The following is a 15149-nucleotide window of genomic DNA, read 5'->3' as shown; positions in this document are numbered from 1 at the left end:
AGTGGTGCAGCCCAATCTGCATCACTTATTTTTTTTGAATGCCTAAAATTATCCAATCATAGTGAAATATTTGTATATTTATAGAACCAAATAAATTACTAACTAAAACAAAATCAACATGAAAAAACTAAAAAGAAGTTCATTAAAAACCATTTTGGGAGGAAAAATTGACTGCAGCTGCAATATATTAATTTACCCTGATGGCTCTACCAGCGGAACCTGTGCCACAGAACATTGTTCACAGATAAACATTAACTGCGGGCAAATTGAATGCCGTCCCAGCCTTATTGATTAATCCATAAAATCATGATATGAAAAAGTTAAAAAGAAATGATTTAAAGAAAATCAGCGGCGGTGTGGCAGCTGTGATTACAGAATGTGATATTGATATGAACTGCCCGCCTGGCCTGTGCTGTTCCACCGGATACATCTGCAGAGACCCGAAAAGATATCCATGCATTTAATAAGAACACCAACCGGAGAATTATTTTTCCGGTTTTTTTGTCTTTTGGGTGAAATTATTTTTTTCATGGTAAATTTTAATCTCATGTGTTTCATATTATTTTTTTAAATAGAATGTGAAAAATTTTCAATAAAAATTAAAAAATAAAGAATAATTTAAATTACAATAAAATACTTATTTTAACATAAATAATGTTAAAATATTAAATAATATATAACCAATACATATTTTTCATACATTTGTGATACACCAAACCACAAAATATCAATTTTATGAAAAAAGCAGTATTAGGAGTATTGATTACTCTTTTTGTTTCGTGTAACAATGAAACAGAAAATCCTACCGCAGAAAATCCAATTCAGGATCAATCCACAGCACTTGCTAAAGACGGCGCCATTTGCGGCTCGGATGTAGTAAGACAAAAGTTCCTTTCAGAAAATCCGGATGCAGCACAGCGTATGATGCAGATAGAGAACAACACCGCCGAATTCATCGAACAGAAAAAGATGGGCAAGGTTCTTCCGGATGGAAGTGTTGAAATCCCGGTGATCTTCAATGTTCTTTACACCAATTCAACAAATAATGTATCTGATGCGAGAATCAACTCACAGATCGATGTACTGAACAAAGCTTTCGCTTCAACTCACGCTAATGTTTCCAACATTCCTTCTGCATTCCAGCCTTTAAATGCAGGAGACACGAAGATTAAATTCAGACTGGCTCAGATCAACAGAAAATCTACCACTACTTCCAACTGGGCTCCTAATGATAATATGAAGAAAACCTCTACAGGAGGAATCAATGCTACAGACCCTACCAAATACCTGAACATCTGGGTAGTAAACTATATGCCTTACCAAACCGGATACGTACTTGGGTACGCCACTTTCCCTGAATCTGCAGGACTTTGGAATGACGGCGTTGTTATGATGGACGAGTATGTAGGTGAAGGCGGACCGGTAGCTACTCATAACAAAGGAAGAGTAACAGTACACGAAGTAGGACATTATCTGAACCTTAGACATATCTGGGGTGATGCCAACTGTGGAAACGATTTCGTAGATGACACGCCACAGCAGATCACTCTTCACAGAGGTGTTCCGTCTTATCCTAAAATGGAAACCTGCGGCGGTGTATCCCGTTCCACTATGTTCATGAACTATATGGATTATTCTGATGAAACAACACTGTTCATGTTTACCAAAAAACAAAACGACAGAATGCAGGCCTCTATTTCTGCTAACGGACCAAGAGCCGGATTGAGAATACTGTAAGCACATTATCAAATTTTAGTATATTAAGTCTCCGATTAATTTTGGAGACTTATTTTTTTTCAAGTTTTATACAATCCGTAAAAACACGGAGAATTAAGGGGAAAAAACACATGCGTTTTAACATAAAATTTTACGAAATTTGCGCTACTAACTAACATTCTTTTATAAAACTAACGTTATGAAAACAAAACCTACTTTAGAGGCTGATTCACCTGAAGCCCTTTCAGGTGCAAACACCATTGCTACAGATCTTGTTCAGAAGTTAATTTCAAATTACAGAAACCACCAGATGCAGGCAGTCAACAAGGAATTAGGAATTACCGACTCCCACTCCATATGGTTTGACCTTCCTAAACTGAAAAATTTCATTGCCACGATAGAAAACGAAGCCAAAAAAGTAAACCCTGATGTTCCTGAAGATCATTTGGGGATCAGATTCTACTATGCCGCTTATCCAAAAGCTGAAGACTGGGCTATTATGGAAAGCCATCCTGTAGAAAAAGAATATGCAGAAAGACACACCCTGGTTATGATTCCTACTTTGAAAAAAGAGGATGAAAATGGTGAAATGCTTCATTATGATTTCTGCCCTTCAACCGACGGATCAGTATTAGCAATGGCAGCTAAAACTAAAAAAGGACCAACAGAGCTAAAGCCAGATACTATCGCAGAAAACCATGGAGTGTTATCTCCACCGGAAAGCCCAAAAACAGAGCAATTTCCTTAATACATAAACACATCTTACCATATACTAAACAATGACAGAATTTCAGAAATTACTCCAGGATTCTATGATCTGGGCAGAAGGACTCGCTGCCCTTATATCGGTTATTTATTATAACCGCAGTAATAAGGAAGGATATTGGAAGTATTTCTCTATTTATCTTATTATCATGTTTCTGTCTGAATTGATGGGAAAATGGGGAGACTTAGTCATAGACTACAATAAGCAGAAATTTTATAATTTTTTTGTCATTCCTCTTGAATTCCTTTTCTTCTATTGGCTTTATGCTGCAAAATCACTGGGTAAGCCAAAGCTTTTCTATGCCATGTCCCTGTTGTATTTACTGTCATTTGTATCCAGTGAATTCTTCTTCATCACCAAAAAGATTATTTTATCCTTTAATTATACAGTGGGATGCCTGCTCTTAATGGTACTAGTGATTATGGAATATTACAAACAGATTAATTCTTCTGAAATCCTGAACTTCAGCAGGAATAAAATGTTTTATATCAACCTGGGAGTTACGTTATTTTACATAGGAACACTGCCATTCTGGACCTTCTTTAATCTTATCAAGGAATACAGGGAACTTCATGACATTTATTTTTCCTATTTTCTCATGTCAGGAATTATCATGTATCTATTATTCTCAATTTCATTTATATGGGGAAAACAGAGCTCATCATCGTATTAATTTTATTCAATATATTCTTTGTGCTGTTTGTATCCGCGATAATAGTTTACATCAGGAAATACCAGCAGCGTAAAAAAGAATACCTGAACGAAATTGAAGTCAAGAACGAAATTCACAAGCGGGAACTTCTGGCAACCCAGCTTGAAATTCAGCAGGCTACCATGCAGCAGATAGGCCGGGAACTTCATGATAATATCGGCCAGAAACTCACCTTAGTCAGCCTGTATACCCAGCAGCTTCTTTACGAAAACCGGGTTCCTGAGGTCAGCGAAAGAATAGATCAGGTTTCACAGATTATCAACCAGTCTCTGCAGGACCTCAGAAGCCTTTCAAAAACACTGACAGACGATAATATAAACCAAAAGGAAATCGTAACTTTGATTCAGGAAGAGGTAGACAACACCAACACTTTCAAAAGATGCAAAGTGACTTTTGAACATAATTTCAAGCAACTGGATCTGGGATTTGTCCACAAAAACGTACTTTTAAGAATCACACAGGAATTCATTCAGAACAGCATCAAACACGCCAACTGCAAGAATATCTTCATCAATCTGAACACTTCCGAAGACATCCTTTGGGAACTCAATCTGAAGGACGACGGAACCGGATTCGACAACAGCAAAGTAAAATCCAACGGTATCGGCCTTACGAATATGAAAAACAGAGCCGCCATCATAGGCGCTGATTTCAGTTTTGAGAGCCACGAAAACACAGGAACCGAACTCAATATTATTTTAAAGAAACAGCCATGAAAAAAACCATCGTAATTGTTGACGACCACGTCCTTATCGCCAAAGCATTGGAAGGAATCATTGATAATTTTAATGATTTCGAAGTAATTTACGGATGCGAAAACGGCAAAGACCTGATTGATAAGTTCGAAAATGATGCTAAAATTCCAGACATCATTCTATTGGACATCAGTATGCCCATCATGGATGGATTTGAAACAGCCGCCTGGCTGACGAAAAACCACCCGGAAATCAAAGTGATGGCATTAAGTATGCAGGGCGACGACAACAGTGTCATTAAAATGATCAAAAACGGAGCAAAAGGATATCTGTTAAAAAACACGCACCCAAAAGATCTGGAGACCGCATTAACAAAGCTCAATGCAGACGGTTTTTTCTATCCGGAATGGGCTTCAAAAATTATATTCTCTAATCTCAACAAGGATAAAGAAGGTGAAAATGCAGTAAGAATTTCAGACCGAGAAAGAGAATTCCTGAAATATACTGTCACTGAGCTGAGTTACAAAGAAATTGCAGATAAAATGTGCTGCAGTCCGAGAACCGTAGAAAGCTACCGCGACCAGCTGTGCGACAAACTGGATCTGAAAACCCGTGTAGGCCTTGCTGTTTTCGCTATTAAAAACGGTTTTGCAGGTTAGACTCAAAAATAAAATTCACATTAAAAATTTTAATCAATTTTGATATTTTAAATAATTATTTTAAATAAAATCAACTTATAAAATAAAATATTTAAACACTCAATAGTGATATGATTAAAATTCAACTAAATTCAATATTTAGTAAATAATATTCAACAAGAATAGGTATTAGATGAAAAATATTTAAATATTTTTCAAAATGTTTTGCGTATTAATTTTTTATAATATAAATTTGGAGACCAAACCATTTACAGTATATTATGAAAAAACTATTATTCGGAGCTCTCGTTCTGAGCTTCATGTCAGCATGTAACAGTGATAATATTTCCAACCAGGAGGAGATTTCTCAGGAATCAGGCGCTTCTGCCAACCTTACCGCTTCCAAGAGATCCTGCCCTTCAGACCACATCAGAGAAAAAGCCCTTCAAAAAGACCCTGCACTAAGAGCCCGATTTGAGGCAAATGAGCTGCAGGCTGAAAATTTCACAAGAGACCTTCAGATGGGTAAAGTTCTTCCAGACGGAACGGTTGAAATCCCGGTAGTTTTCAATGTCATCTATAACACTTCCGGCCAAAATGTTTCCGATGCCAGAATTGCAGAACAAATTGCAGTGCTGAATGCAGATTACGGAGCAACCAATTCTGACATTAATAAAATCCCTGCAGCATTTCAGTCTTCTGCTGCCGGTAATGTAAAAATCAGTTTCAAACTGGTAGCAACCAACCGTAAGCAGAGCTCAAAAACAGCCTGGAGATCTGATCTTGAGGAAATGAAGAAATCCACAACCGGAGGTATCAATGCTACTGATCCAACCAAAAATATGAATATCTGGGTTGTTAATTCCATTCTGGATGAGGACAACCAACCCGGAACTCTTGGGTACGCATACTATCCTGAATCTGCGGGATTATGGTATGACGGTCTTGTGATAGGTTATCAGTATATTGGAAAAACAGGAGCTTCCGCACCGTTTAATTTAGGAAGAACAGTAACTCACGAAGTGGGACACTACCTAAACCTTCCTCACCTTTGGGGATCTTCCAATACGGGATGTCAGACCGATTATTCTAACGACACACCGACTTCTCCTGGCCCTAACTACGGAACTCCATCTTATCCTTTAAACAGAGTTTGCGGAGGAGTAAGCCGTTCTCAAATGTTCATGAACTACATGGATTATGTGGATGATAAAGCAATGTTTATGTTCTCTGCGAACCAAAAAACAAGAATGCAGGCAGTAGTTGCCGCTGCTGGTCCAAGAGCAGGATTAAGATAAGTACACACCATATTAATTTTTCAAATAAAGAAATAGCCTGAATGAATGTTCGGGCTGTTTTTTTCTAATGGAATTAAAATAAAAAGTATTTATGATTACCCATAATCTCAAATTAACATAATATCATATATTTAAATAATTTAATATGATAAACATAACAATTAACAAACAATAATGTGATTAATTTAATAAAATATTAAAAATACTATTGTGTAATACTATTTAATATTTTAAATTCATCTTCTTAAACTTAAAAAAAACTTATGAAAAAACTACTATTTGGCGCAATCGTACTAAGCTTCATGTCAGCCTGTAACAGCGACAACATTTCTAATCAAAATGAAAACCCTGCGAACGACGAAATTTCATCCTCTGATCTGGCAAAAAGAGGCTGTGCATCTGAAGAAGTAAGACAAGAGGCTTTACAAGGCAATGCAGAACTCAGACAAAGATTTGCAACTCTGGAAGCAAACACAGAAAAATTTGCTAATGATTTAAAAGTTGGAAAAGTTCTTCCGGACGGAAGCATCGAAATTCCGGTGGTTGTGAATGTACTCTATAAAACAGCGGCAGAAAATGTTTCTGATGCAAGAATCGCAGAACAGATCAGCGTTCTGAATGCCGACTTTGGCGGAACAAACACAGACATCAATAAAATTCCATCTGAATTCCTGCCAGCAGGAGCCGGCAATACGCAGGTAAAATTCAGATTGGTGAATACGGTAAGAAAGTCAACGAGCAAATCAAGCTGGGCAACCAACGATGATATGAAGAAAGCTTCAAAAGGCGGCATTGATGCTACCACTCCTGCCAATTACTTAAACATCTGGATTGTTGGGAAAATGACCAGCCAGGGAAGAACCATCCTTGGATATGCCACATTCCCTGAATCTGCAGGATTATGGAATGACGGTGTAGCCATCGCAGCACCTTACTTTGGAAAAACCGGAGCTTCCGCTCCTTTCAACCTGGGCAGAACTGCTACACACGAAGTGGGACATTATTTAAACCTGAGACATATCTGGGGTGATGCGAACTGTGGTAACGACCAGGTTTCAGATACACCTACACAGACTACCGCGAATTATGGAAAACCTTCCTATCCGCTATATAACACGTGCAGCGGGGTTCAGAGATCTGTAATGTTTATGAATTATATGGATTATGTAGATGATGCTGCTATGTTCATGTTCTCTGCAGGACAAAAGACAAGAGTACAGTCGGTATTGGCGTCTAACGGAGCCAGATCCGGATTGAGACTTTATTAATATTCACATTAATTTCAATAAAAAAGCCTGAACAGAAGTTCAGGCTTTTTATTTTATAACGATTTCGTATTGTTTTCCGGCGTATAATCCATGAAGATATCTCCATCCAGAGTGACAGATTTCACTTTCTTTTTAATAGGAACCGCAAGATCTGCATGCTTTTGGTCTTTTTCCCATAATGACGGGGAAAAGTGTAGTTTTTCAACAGATCCGTCTTCATAATTCAGAACGGCATCAAAAGGAATCGCAAATCCGCCTACATTATCTATATTGACCGTCAGAAGATCATTAAGCTGTGAAGCTCCGGTGATTTTTAAATCAATATAATTATTGGTGTAGAACCAGTTTTGAAAGAACCAGTTGAGATTTTTTCCTGAACCCGTATTCATCGAATTAAAATAATCCCACGGCACCGGATGCTTTCCGTTCCAGTTGTCCATATAATGCAGTAATGCTTTTTTAAACAAATCATCCCCCAGATAATCTTTTAAGGCAAGGTAAGACAGGGAAGCCTTCACATAGGAATTGTTTCCGTATCCCGCTCCGCTTACCTGCGTACTCATTGTAATGATGGGCTGATCCTGTTCCGCAGAAGGATCGTTAATCCATTTTTTAACACGGAAATTTTTATAGAACTCCTTCGCCGGGGCTTCACCATTTTCATCAATGCCAATCAGGTATTCCAGTGTTGTGGCCCAGCCTTCGTCCATAAAAGCATAACGGGTTTCATTAATTCCCATATAAAATGGGAAATAGGTGTGAGCAATCTCATGATCTGCCGTAAGTCTGGCGTCACGAAGGTCATCCGGAATACTCGTATCGTTGATCATCATTGGATATTCCATATCTGCATATCCCTGAACAGCCGTCATTACATTATAAGGATATTCTACACCCGGCCATTTCTTTGAGAACCAGTCCAGATTGTAACGCATCCATCCTACATATTGTTCAAAATCTTTCGCTCCAGCTTTATAAGCTGCCTGAACGCTTGCTCTTTTTGTTTTCAGCTGAACACTGGATGCATCCCATGCATAATGGTTGCTCAATGCAAAACAGAAATCTGTGATGTGGCTGGCTTTGAATTTCCAGACATTCCATTTATTCGGTTTGGTTACTTTTCCGGATTTCATTTCCTGTTCGGATGCAATATGCAATATTTTATCGCTTTTCAGGGAAGATTTATACCTTTTCAGATATTCCGGCTGAAGTACCGCATCAGGATTCAGAAAATCCCCGGTAGCCCATACTACGAAGTTCTTAGGAGCGGTGATGGCAAAATTGTAGTCATTAAAATCATTGTAAAACTCCTGTCTGTCCGAATGAGGCAGCATATCCCAGCCGTTATAATCATCATAAACGGAAATCCTCGGGAAAGAATAGGCCACGTAAAAGGTTTCGGGATCTATCTGCCCTTCCCTTCCGCTTTGTACGGAAAGAGGATAATCCCATTCTATTTTCACTTCGGCTCTGGCTCCTGCTTTAAGAGGTTTATTCAGTTTTACTTTTTCTACGGTTCCCCAGTCATCACTGTTCACGGTATATTTTTCTCCGTTTACGATAAAGGACTTAATATGAAGGCCTGAAGACAGGAAATCTTTTGAAACAGTTCCGGATCTCGGCGACTGCGGTTTGTGAAGGTTATTCACGAATCTGATGGCCAGTTCTTTCAATTCACCTGGGCTGTTATTGCTGTATGAGATGGTTTCTTTTCCTGAAACGGTTTTACTTACCGCATCCACTTTCACGTCAACATTGTAAATTCCTTTATTCTGCCAATAGTTTTTGCCCGGTGCCCCGGAAATATCGCGGGTTCCTTTTTCGTAGGCTTTTTTAATGTTTCTCGGCATATATAATTCCTGGGCAGAAATCTGCTGCATGGAAACAGCTACTGTCAGGGCATAAAGAAATCGTTTCATATCTCTAATTTTTAAAAATAAGTCTCAAAATTAGGAAAAATGTGAAAGCAACTGTCATTTCTTTTTATAATAATGTTTTATGGCTATTGATTTTATATTTTCTTTAAGATTTCAGATATTTACTACTGGTGGCTTCGGGAGCCTCAGACACCAGATAGTTGTCGTTTATTCAATATTTCAGGATTCATACTTTCAAACTCTCGCACCCCGTAACAAATATCCGGTGGCTTCGGGAACCTCAGACACCAGATTGTTGTCGTTTATTCAATATTTCAGGATTGACAATCTAAAAAAGCTCAACCCGTGAACTAGCAACTGTCAACCAGCCCCCCGAAAACAATCCAACTCTCAAACCCGCATCCCGGAACTAATCACTCATCATTTATAACCCACCCACTCTCAAACCCTAAAACTCTCCGACTCTCCCACCCCGAAACCCGATCACAACCTATCCTGCTCATCCGTTTTCTTAATCGTTCTGGCATTCTTCACCGACTGATTTCCAAAATTGAATTTCAGTGAAAGTGTAAAACTCCGGTCATCACTGTAATCCAGGAAGTAGTTGTCCTGATTGGCATATTTTGTACTCACTTTCTGCCCCATTGTTCTGAAAATGTCGTTAAAAATCAGAGAGGCTTCCAGTTTTTTTCTGAAAAATTTACGGTTCATGACAAAATAAGCAGACCATGCGCTGGAAATGGTAAAAGTTCCCTGTATCCCGGGTGAATAGTATTTGTGTCCGGCCTCAATTTTCCAGTCGCTGCTTTTATCCAGTGTAAAGGCGGTTGAAATATTGGATACCCAATTCCACACTTTATTTTTATACAGGAGATCATCGGTTCCTTTGAAATAATTTTCGTTGTGCTCCAGATTTTCAGAAAGGATCAGGGTCCACCAGGGTTTAATCTGGAAACTCTTGTACAGACTTGCTCCGAAAGCCTGCCCTTTTTCAATATTGGTAAAATAATAGATCAGGTTATTGGTACTCGGTTCCTGATATGAAATTTCCATAGACGGATAAATTTCTTTCCGGTAGTACAGATCGAGATTCCAGCCTTTCCAGGAATAGGTAAGATTGAGATTATGAATAATCGTGGCTTTCAGTTTCGGATCTCCCTGATAGTAAGAAAATAAATTATAGTAAGATTTTGCAGGATTCAGCCATGAGTAAGATGGACGGCTGATTCTTTTTCCGTAAGAAAATCCAAATTCGTGTTTGTTTTCTGTGGTGTACTGCGCATAAAATGTCGGGAAAAGGCTCCAGTAATTATTTTTATTCTGTTCATAAGGTTCGGAAACTACACCTTCCAGATCGGTCATTTCAGCCCGGAGGCCGCCTTTAAAATTCCATTTTCCAAGATGATAAGCTAATGAAGAATAGACTGCAAAATTATGTTCCTTATAATCAAATATACTGCTTTTCTCAGGCCGCAGCTGCAAGTTTCCGTTTTCATTGTCTGAAAAATCCAGACCGCTTTTCGTTTTTACAAAACTGTATTTTGCCCCGGATTCCAGCTCTACTTTTTCACCTTTCCACTGATAATCTGCCTGCGTGGAATATAATTTGACATCGGCTTTATTCTGGGTAAAAAAATTATCATCCTTTGGTGTTTGTCCTGCAAAATTCAGATGAGTAAGCACATTTTGGTATTTATCCACATTATTTCCGGTAAAATAGCTGATCCATGAAAGACTGCTTTTCTTGTTCAGTTTCCGGTCGATCTGAAAACTCAGTGAATTGTTGATCGTTCTGGACTGATGGTCATTAATCGTGGTATAATCAGACTCAATAATATTCTGACTGTTGTAGATCAGCGTAGGCACCACACAAGTTCCAAAAGACTTCGGACTGAAGTATCCTGAGTAATTCAGACTTAAATTCGTCAGGCTGTCAATTTCATATTCCGCATTGAAATTAACCGTATTCTGTGCATTATTTTTATCTTTTCGGTTCATGGTACTCACCCATCTGGTCTGGCTTTCCTGGTAATTCACATAGTCTGTTCCTTCCCGGTAATAGGTTCCAAAACCTCTGTAATAGCTTCCCATTAATGAAAGTTTGTCTTTTTTATAATATTGTGATATGCCTGCAACTCCTTTTGCATATTGGGTCTGAACGTATTTTGAGGAAACAATTCCACGGTAGCCTTCGATCTTATTTTTCTTGATGATTATATTCAGAACAGCGCTGCCGGATGCTTCATATTTTGCAGGCGGATTGGTAATCACTTCTACAGATTTGATTTCGTCTCCCTGGGTGTTTTCAAGAAAATTTTTAAGCTCTTCTCCTGTAAGCATTACTTTTTTATCATTAATGGTCACCAGAATTCCGGTCCCTCCTTTCACAGCAATCACATCATTATTGATGGTGACGTTGGGGGTTTTCTTTAAGATCTCCCATGCATTGAGTGAAGAAATATTACTGTTTTCCACATTGAATTCCAGGCGGTCCACTTTTCTGGTGACTACAGGTTTCTGTTTCGTCATCACGACGGCTTCTATTTCCTGGGTTTCTTTTTTAAGAATGATTTTTAAAAGTTCTTTCTCCTTTTGCAGACCCACTATTCTTTCAAACGGAGCATAATCTGCTTTTTTTACCGCAATTTTTATGGAATCAACTGCAATTCCTTCTAAACTGAAATGACCGTTTTCATCTGTTTTCAATGTTTTTATCAGTTCATTTTTTAAATTATAAACAGTGATATCCGCGGAAGATACTTTTCCATTCCCGGCATCTGTTACTGAACCCTTCACGACATTCGTTTGAGCAGACAGAAATACAGGAAATAATAGAAAAAGAAAAATTTTATACATAATCAATTTGGAAAGCATGAATGTTTTCTGCTTAACGGCTCAAAATTCAGGATTTGAAGAGAGAATTTCGGTTAACGGAAGGTTAATGATGGGTTAATGCCCAAAAGGGAAAGCCTAAAGTTTTATCTTTGTTTCAGATGATGTCCAAAAGCAAATACCTTATCGCTCTTTTCGCCTCCCTGTTCCTGCTTCTGCTCGGGATACAGGTTTACTTTATGTATAAGACCTATCAGGTAAAGGAACGGGAAATCTACAGGACTGTTCATTCAAGACTCACCAACTATACCGACAGACTGGAAGATCTGGGTGGTATGAAAAGCCGGACAGATGATACTATTCAGAAGATCTTAATCCAATATCATGATAAAAAGATCAGTAAAAAAGATTTTCTGGAATATTTTAAAAGAAACAGGAAGGACAATGAAAAGCATCTCAGTGACTATGTAGATGCCAGTTTCAAAAAAGAAGGCTATAAAATTGCCACAAAAACAGAATACATTTCTATCATCTACATTCCTGACAGCACCCACCTGATTGATCAGCCGATCACCCTGTACGAAACCAGAAACAAGGTTACGAATTCTAAAATTTCCAATACAGGCAAATGGGAAACCTCATCAAAATCAACCACTACAGACGACAATTCCGTCAGAAACGATTCTTTTCTGGTAAAAAGCAATACCGGTTTTGAGATTCTGAATATTAAAACAATTGTATTTAAAGAGCTTTCACTGCTGACCATCTGTTGTATCGCCATTCTTGCCAGCGTTCTGCTCCTTTATATTTTTACCGTTAAAAATTTAGCCCGGCAGCAGAAACAGGTAGAAGTTCTCCACACCGTTGTGGATAATATTTCCCATGAGTTCAAAACGCCGATTGCTACTTTAAAAATAGCTTCAAAAACATTAAAAAAGGAATGGAATCCTGAAACGCTGCCCCTCATCGACCGGCAGATCAACCGTCTTGAAAACCTGATGCTTCAGCTCCACAAAGACGAAACATCTGAGGAAATTCTTTCGATACAACCGGAAAACTGGACATTTTTTGTGCAGGATCTGGCCTTCACTTATCCCCAAACCCATTTTGATTTATCTAATCAAGTCTCAGAAGAACTTCCTTTTGATCAGTATCTTATGGAAACCCTGATTAAAAACATTTGTGAAAACAGTGTAAAATACGGAGCTTCCGATGTGAAAATCAATATCAATAATTCCCTTCAAACCCTTAAAATAGAGATCAGCGACAACGGCTGCGGCATTGAGAAAAAGGAACTTGATCATATTTTTGAAAAATTTTACAGGATACAGTCTAATAATATTCATAATACAAAAGGGCTGGGACTGGGGCTTTATTTTGTCAAAAAAATCGTAACGAAATACCGTGGAACAATAGAGGTTTCCAGCCGTCCTCAATCCGGAACTACTTTTAAAATAACCATTCCTTATGAAAACTAAGATCCTTTTGGCAGAAGACGACCCGGATTTCGGGATGATCCTGAAGCAGTATCTTGAACTGGAGGATTTTGAAGTGGTGTGGTTTCAGAATCCTGAAGAAATTGTAGGTCTTTTAAGTACAGATTTCCCTTTCCATCTCGGCATTCTGGATATTATGATGCCTTCTATTGACGGTTTTTCTTTAGCCAAAATGATTTTAAAAGAGAAAACCAACTTCCCTTTACTTTTTCTGACTGCCAAAAACCAGAAAATAGACCGTTTGATGGGCCTGAAGATCGGAGCTGATGATTATATCGCCAAGCCTTGTGATCCGGAGGAACTGGTTTTAAGAATCAGAAATATTCTTAAAAGAACCCAGCCTGCCGCAACTTTACAAATCAGGATCGGAGAATATTCTTTGGATACAGAGAAACTCCTGCTTTCCCATCCTGAGGGAAATGTACGCCTTACCATCCGCGAACAGGAACTTCTGCTCTATCTTTTGAAACATAACCACACCATGATCAAAAGGGATGATATCCTGGATAACATCTGGGAAACGAATGATTATTTTACAGGAAGAAGCCTGGATGTCTTTATCAGCAGACTGAGGAAATATTTTCTGGCTGACTCCAAAATAAAAATCCAATCCCTGAGAGGAATTGGATTTGAAGTTGATTTCCCAACAAATTGATCAGAAATCAAGTCAGGAAGTCTGAAGCTGGGGGATGGAAGTTAAGAGATCCGAAGATAGAACAACAACCCGGCTTTATTTATCCTTTAAAATTACTTTATCAAATTTTAAGGTAACCGATTTAATGAGTTTCCAATATCAACTTCCATCTTCCATCTTCCAATCCCTTAACCTTATTTTCTATCCCGAAGGACCTCAAACTAATTAATAAGAAAGCTCTGCCAATACCGGAAAATGATCCGACGGATAGAGCAGGTTTTCCCTTCTGTCATTGATGTGTCTCTGGGACTTTATTTTAAAACCTTTCACGAAAATATAATCAATACGGTCTTTTGGAATTTCATTCACGTTGAAAGCTGTAAATGTTCCCTTCGGTCCGTAGGGTTTTGTTTCCGAATGATAAAAGCTGTCATTCAGATTCTGCGAAAGTATTTTTATCGGCTCTGAATCTTCTGTTAAATTAAAGTCTCCGGTTAAAGTTACCGGAAGGTTTTTAGGATTCATCTCTTTGATCTTTTTCAGAATAAGTTCAGAGGATTTTACTCTGGCTACATTTCCGATATGGTCAAAGTGAATGTTCATGGCCAGAAATTCTTTCTTCGATTTTTTATCTTTAAAAAACGCATAGGTACAGATCCTGTTGAGCGCTGCATCCCATCCTTTTGAAGGAACTTCCGGGGTTTTCGAAAGCCAGAATGTCCCGGATTTCACGATCTGAAGTCTGCTGGTATCATAAAAAATAGCGGAAAACTCTCCTTTTTCTTTTCCGTCATCTCTTCCCACTCCTACATAATCATAGTTTTTAAGCCCGGCTTTGATATCTTTCATCTGCTCGGGAAGTGCTTCCTGAACGCCGAAATAGTCGGGGTGATAATAATTTAATAAATCCACCGCATCCTGTTTTCTTTCTGTCCATGCATTTTCTTTGTCTGAAGTCACCTGCAGCCTGATATTGAAACTCATCACTTTTAGATCCTGCGAAAATCCTAATGCAAAAAGCAGCAGGGATACGATTGAAAATCTGAAATTCATAATCATAATTTTAAATTAGTATCACAAAAATAGGATATCCTGCCGAGAGGGGATACATTATTGTTAATTTGTTAGGAGGGAAGTCTGAGGAGGGAAGTTAAAGCAGTGGAAAGAACTAGTGGAGTTTGGTTTTACTAATGTTCAAGATTCAAAGTTCAAGGTTC

14 protein-coding genes are annotated in these 15149 nt (G+C 38.3%); 11 read left to right on the top strand and 3 right to left on the bottom strand.

The window, feature by feature from the left end; genetic code table 11:
• Nucleotides 1-118 precede the first annotated feature (118 nt).
• From JET18_RS15360 to JET18_RS15320, 9 genes are all read left to right on the top strand, one after another.
• Nucleotides 119-295: a hypothetical protein gene (locus JET18_RS15360; RefSeq protein WP_202092424.1), complete on the top strand. Its 177-nt coding sequence runs from the start codon at nucleotides 119-121 to the stop codon at nucleotides 293-295.
• 16 nt (nucleotides 296-311) lie between these two features.
• Entirely contained in the window at nucleotides 312-464 is a 153-nt protein-coding gene (locus tag JET18_RS15355; protein WP_202092422.1) for a hypothetical protein, read from the top strand.
• Between the two features lie 271 nt (nucleotides 465-735).
• Nucleotides 736-1737, top strand: coding sequence for a zinc metalloprotease (locus JET18_RS15350; protein ID WP_202092421.1), 1002 nt, complete (start codon nucleotides 736-738; stop codon nucleotides 1735-1737).
• Nucleotides 1738-1915: 178 nt separating this feature from the next.
• Complete coding sequence (locus tag JET18_RS15345; RefSeq protein WP_202092420.1) at nucleotides 1916-2464, top strand: hypothetical protein; 549 nt, start codon at nucleotides 1916-1918, stop codon at nucleotides 2462-2464.
• A 31-nt stretch (nucleotides 2465-2495) separates the two neighbouring features.
• On the top strand, nucleotides 2496-3155 hold the full coding sequence (locus tag JET18_RS15340) for a hypothetical protein (protein ID WP_202092419.1): 660 nt from the start codon (nucleotides 2496-2498) through the stop codon (nucleotides 3153-3155).
• Nucleotides 3125-3910 carry a sensor histidine kinase gene (locus JET18_RS15335; protein WP_202092418.1) on the top strand — a complete coding sequence of 262 codons (786 nt, stop codon included), beginning with the start codon at nucleotides 3125-3127 and terminating at the stop codon, nucleotides 3908-3910. Before JET18_RS15340 ends, JET18_RS15335 begins: the two co-directional genes overlap by 31 nt.
• Nucleotides 3907-4548 carry a response regulator transcription factor gene (locus JET18_RS15330; protein WP_202092417.1) on the top strand — a complete coding sequence of 214 codons (642 nt, stop codon included), beginning with the start codon at nucleotides 3907-3909 and terminating at the stop codon, nucleotides 4546-4548. The genes JET18_RS15335 and JET18_RS15330 overlap by 4 nt, the downstream gene beginning before the upstream one ends.
• 260 nt (nucleotides 4549-4808) lie before the next feature.
• A complete protein-coding gene (locus JET18_RS15325) occupies nucleotides 4809-5825 on the top strand; it encodes a zinc metalloprotease (protein ID WP_202092416.1) in 1017 nt (338 codons plus the stop codon).
• 263 nt (nucleotides 5826-6088) lie between these two features.
• Complete coding sequence (locus JET18_RS15320; protein ID WP_202092414.1) at nucleotides 6089-7093, top strand: zinc metalloprotease; 1005 nt, start codon at nucleotides 6089-6091, stop codon at nucleotides 7091-7093.
• A 53-nt stretch (nucleotides 7094-7146) separates the two neighbouring features.
• On the opposite strand, the gene JET18_RS15315 is transcribed toward JET18_RS15320, so the two are convergent.
• Both JET18_RS15315 and JET18_RS15310 read right to left on the bottom strand, forming a co-directional pair.
• Complete coding sequence (locus JET18_RS15315) at nucleotides 7147-9012, bottom strand: M1 family metallopeptidase (protein WP_202092412.1); 1866 nt, start codon at nucleotides 9010-9012, stop codon at nucleotides 7147-7149.
• A 441-nt stretch (nucleotides 9013-9453) separates the two neighbouring features.
• Nucleotides 9454-11766, bottom strand: a complete 2313-nt coding sequence (locus tag JET18_RS15310) for an outer membrane beta-barrel family protein (RefSeq protein ID WP_317193261.1) — start codon at nucleotides 11764-11766, stop codon at nucleotides 9454-9456.
• A gap of 197 nt (nucleotides 11767-11963) precedes the next feature.
• On the opposite strand from JET18_RS15310, the gene JET18_RS15305 reads away from it, so the two are divergent.
• Together JET18_RS15305 and JET18_RS15300 are read left to right on the top strand one after the other, a co-directional pair.
• Nucleotides 11964-13280: a sensor histidine kinase gene (locus tag JET18_RS15305; RefSeq protein ID WP_202092408.1), complete on the top strand. Its 1317-nt coding sequence runs from the start codon at nucleotides 11964-11966 to the stop codon at nucleotides 13278-13280.
• A complete protein-coding gene (locus JET18_RS15300; RefSeq protein WP_202092406.1) occupies nucleotides 13270-13953 on the top strand; it encodes a response regulator transcription factor in 684 nt (227 codons plus the stop codon). Before JET18_RS15305 ends, JET18_RS15300 begins: the two co-directional genes overlap by 11 nt.
• Before the next feature lie 204 nt (nucleotides 13954-14157).
• On the opposite strand, the gene JET18_RS15295 is transcribed toward JET18_RS15300, so the two are convergent.
• Nucleotides 14158-14985 (bottom strand): endonuclease/exonuclease/phosphatase family protein, encoded by an 828-nt coding sequence (locus tag JET18_RS15295; RefSeq protein ID WP_202092404.1) that lies wholly within the window; start codon nucleotides 14983-14985, stop codon nucleotides 14158-14160.
• Nucleotides 14986-15149: the final 164 nt, after the last annotated feature.

Origin of the sequence: Chryseobacterium endalhagicum (assembly GCF_016745235.1) — a bacterium.
Lineage (GTDB): Bacteria > Bacteroidota > Bacteroidia > Flavobacteriales > Weeksellaceae > Chryseobacterium > Chryseobacterium endalhagicum.
Note: the sequence above shows the minus strand (reverse complement) of the source record. Positions and strands in the feature narration are given on the sequence as shown.

Excerpts from the sequence above, each read along its gene's own strand:
- JET18_RS15345 (WP_202092420.1), top strand. The coding sequence starts at position 1,916 with ATGAAAACAAAACCTACTTTAGAGGCTGATTCACCTGAAGCCCTTTCA.
- JET18_RS15325 (WP_202092416.1), top strand. The coding sequence starts at position 4,809 with ATGAAAAAACTATTATTCGGAGCTCTCGTTCTGAGCTTCATGTCAGCA.
- JET18_RS15330 (WP_202092417.1), top strand. The coding sequence starts at position 3,907 with ATGAAAAAAACCATCGTAATTGTTGACGACCACGTCCTTATCGCCAAA.
- JET18_RS15305 (WP_202092408.1), top strand. The coding sequence starts at position 11,964 with ATGATGTCCAAAAGCAAATACCTTATCGCTCTTTTCGCCTCCCTGTTC.
- JET18_RS15335 (WP_202092418.1), top strand. The coding sequence starts at position 3,125 with ATGGGGAAAACAGAGCTCATCATCGTATTAATTTTATTCAATATATTC.
- JET18_RS15295 (WP_202092404.1), bottom strand. The coding sequence starts at position 14,985 with ATGAATTTCAGATTTTCAATCGTATCCCTGCTGCTTTTTGCATTAGGA.
- JET18_RS15300 (WP_202092406.1), top strand. The coding sequence starts at position 13,270 with ATGAAAACTAAGATCCTTTTGGCAGAAGACGACCCGGATTTCGGGATG.
- JET18_RS15350 (WP_202092421.1), top strand. The coding sequence starts at position 736 with ATGAAAAAAGCAGTATTAGGAGTATTGATTACTCTTTTTGTTTCGTGT.
- JET18_RS15315 (WP_202092412.1), bottom strand. The coding sequence starts at position 9,012 with ATGAAACGATTTCTTTATGCCCTGACAGTAGCTGTTTCCATGCAGCAG.
- JET18_RS15355 (WP_202092422.1), top strand. The coding sequence starts at position 312 with ATGAAAAAGTTAAAAAGAAATGATTTAAAGAAAATCAGCGGCGGTGTG.
- JET18_RS15360 (WP_202092424.1), top strand. The coding sequence starts at position 119 with ATGAAAAAACTAAAAAGAAGTTCATTAAAAACCATTTTGGGAGGAAAA.
- JET18_RS15340 (WP_202092419.1), top strand. The coding sequence starts at position 2,496 with ATGACAGAATTTCAGAAATTACTCCAGGATTCTATGATCTGGGCAGAA.
- JET18_RS15320 (WP_202092414.1), top strand. The coding sequence starts at position 6,089 with ATGAAAAAACTACTATTTGGCGCAATCGTACTAAGCTTCATGTCAGCC.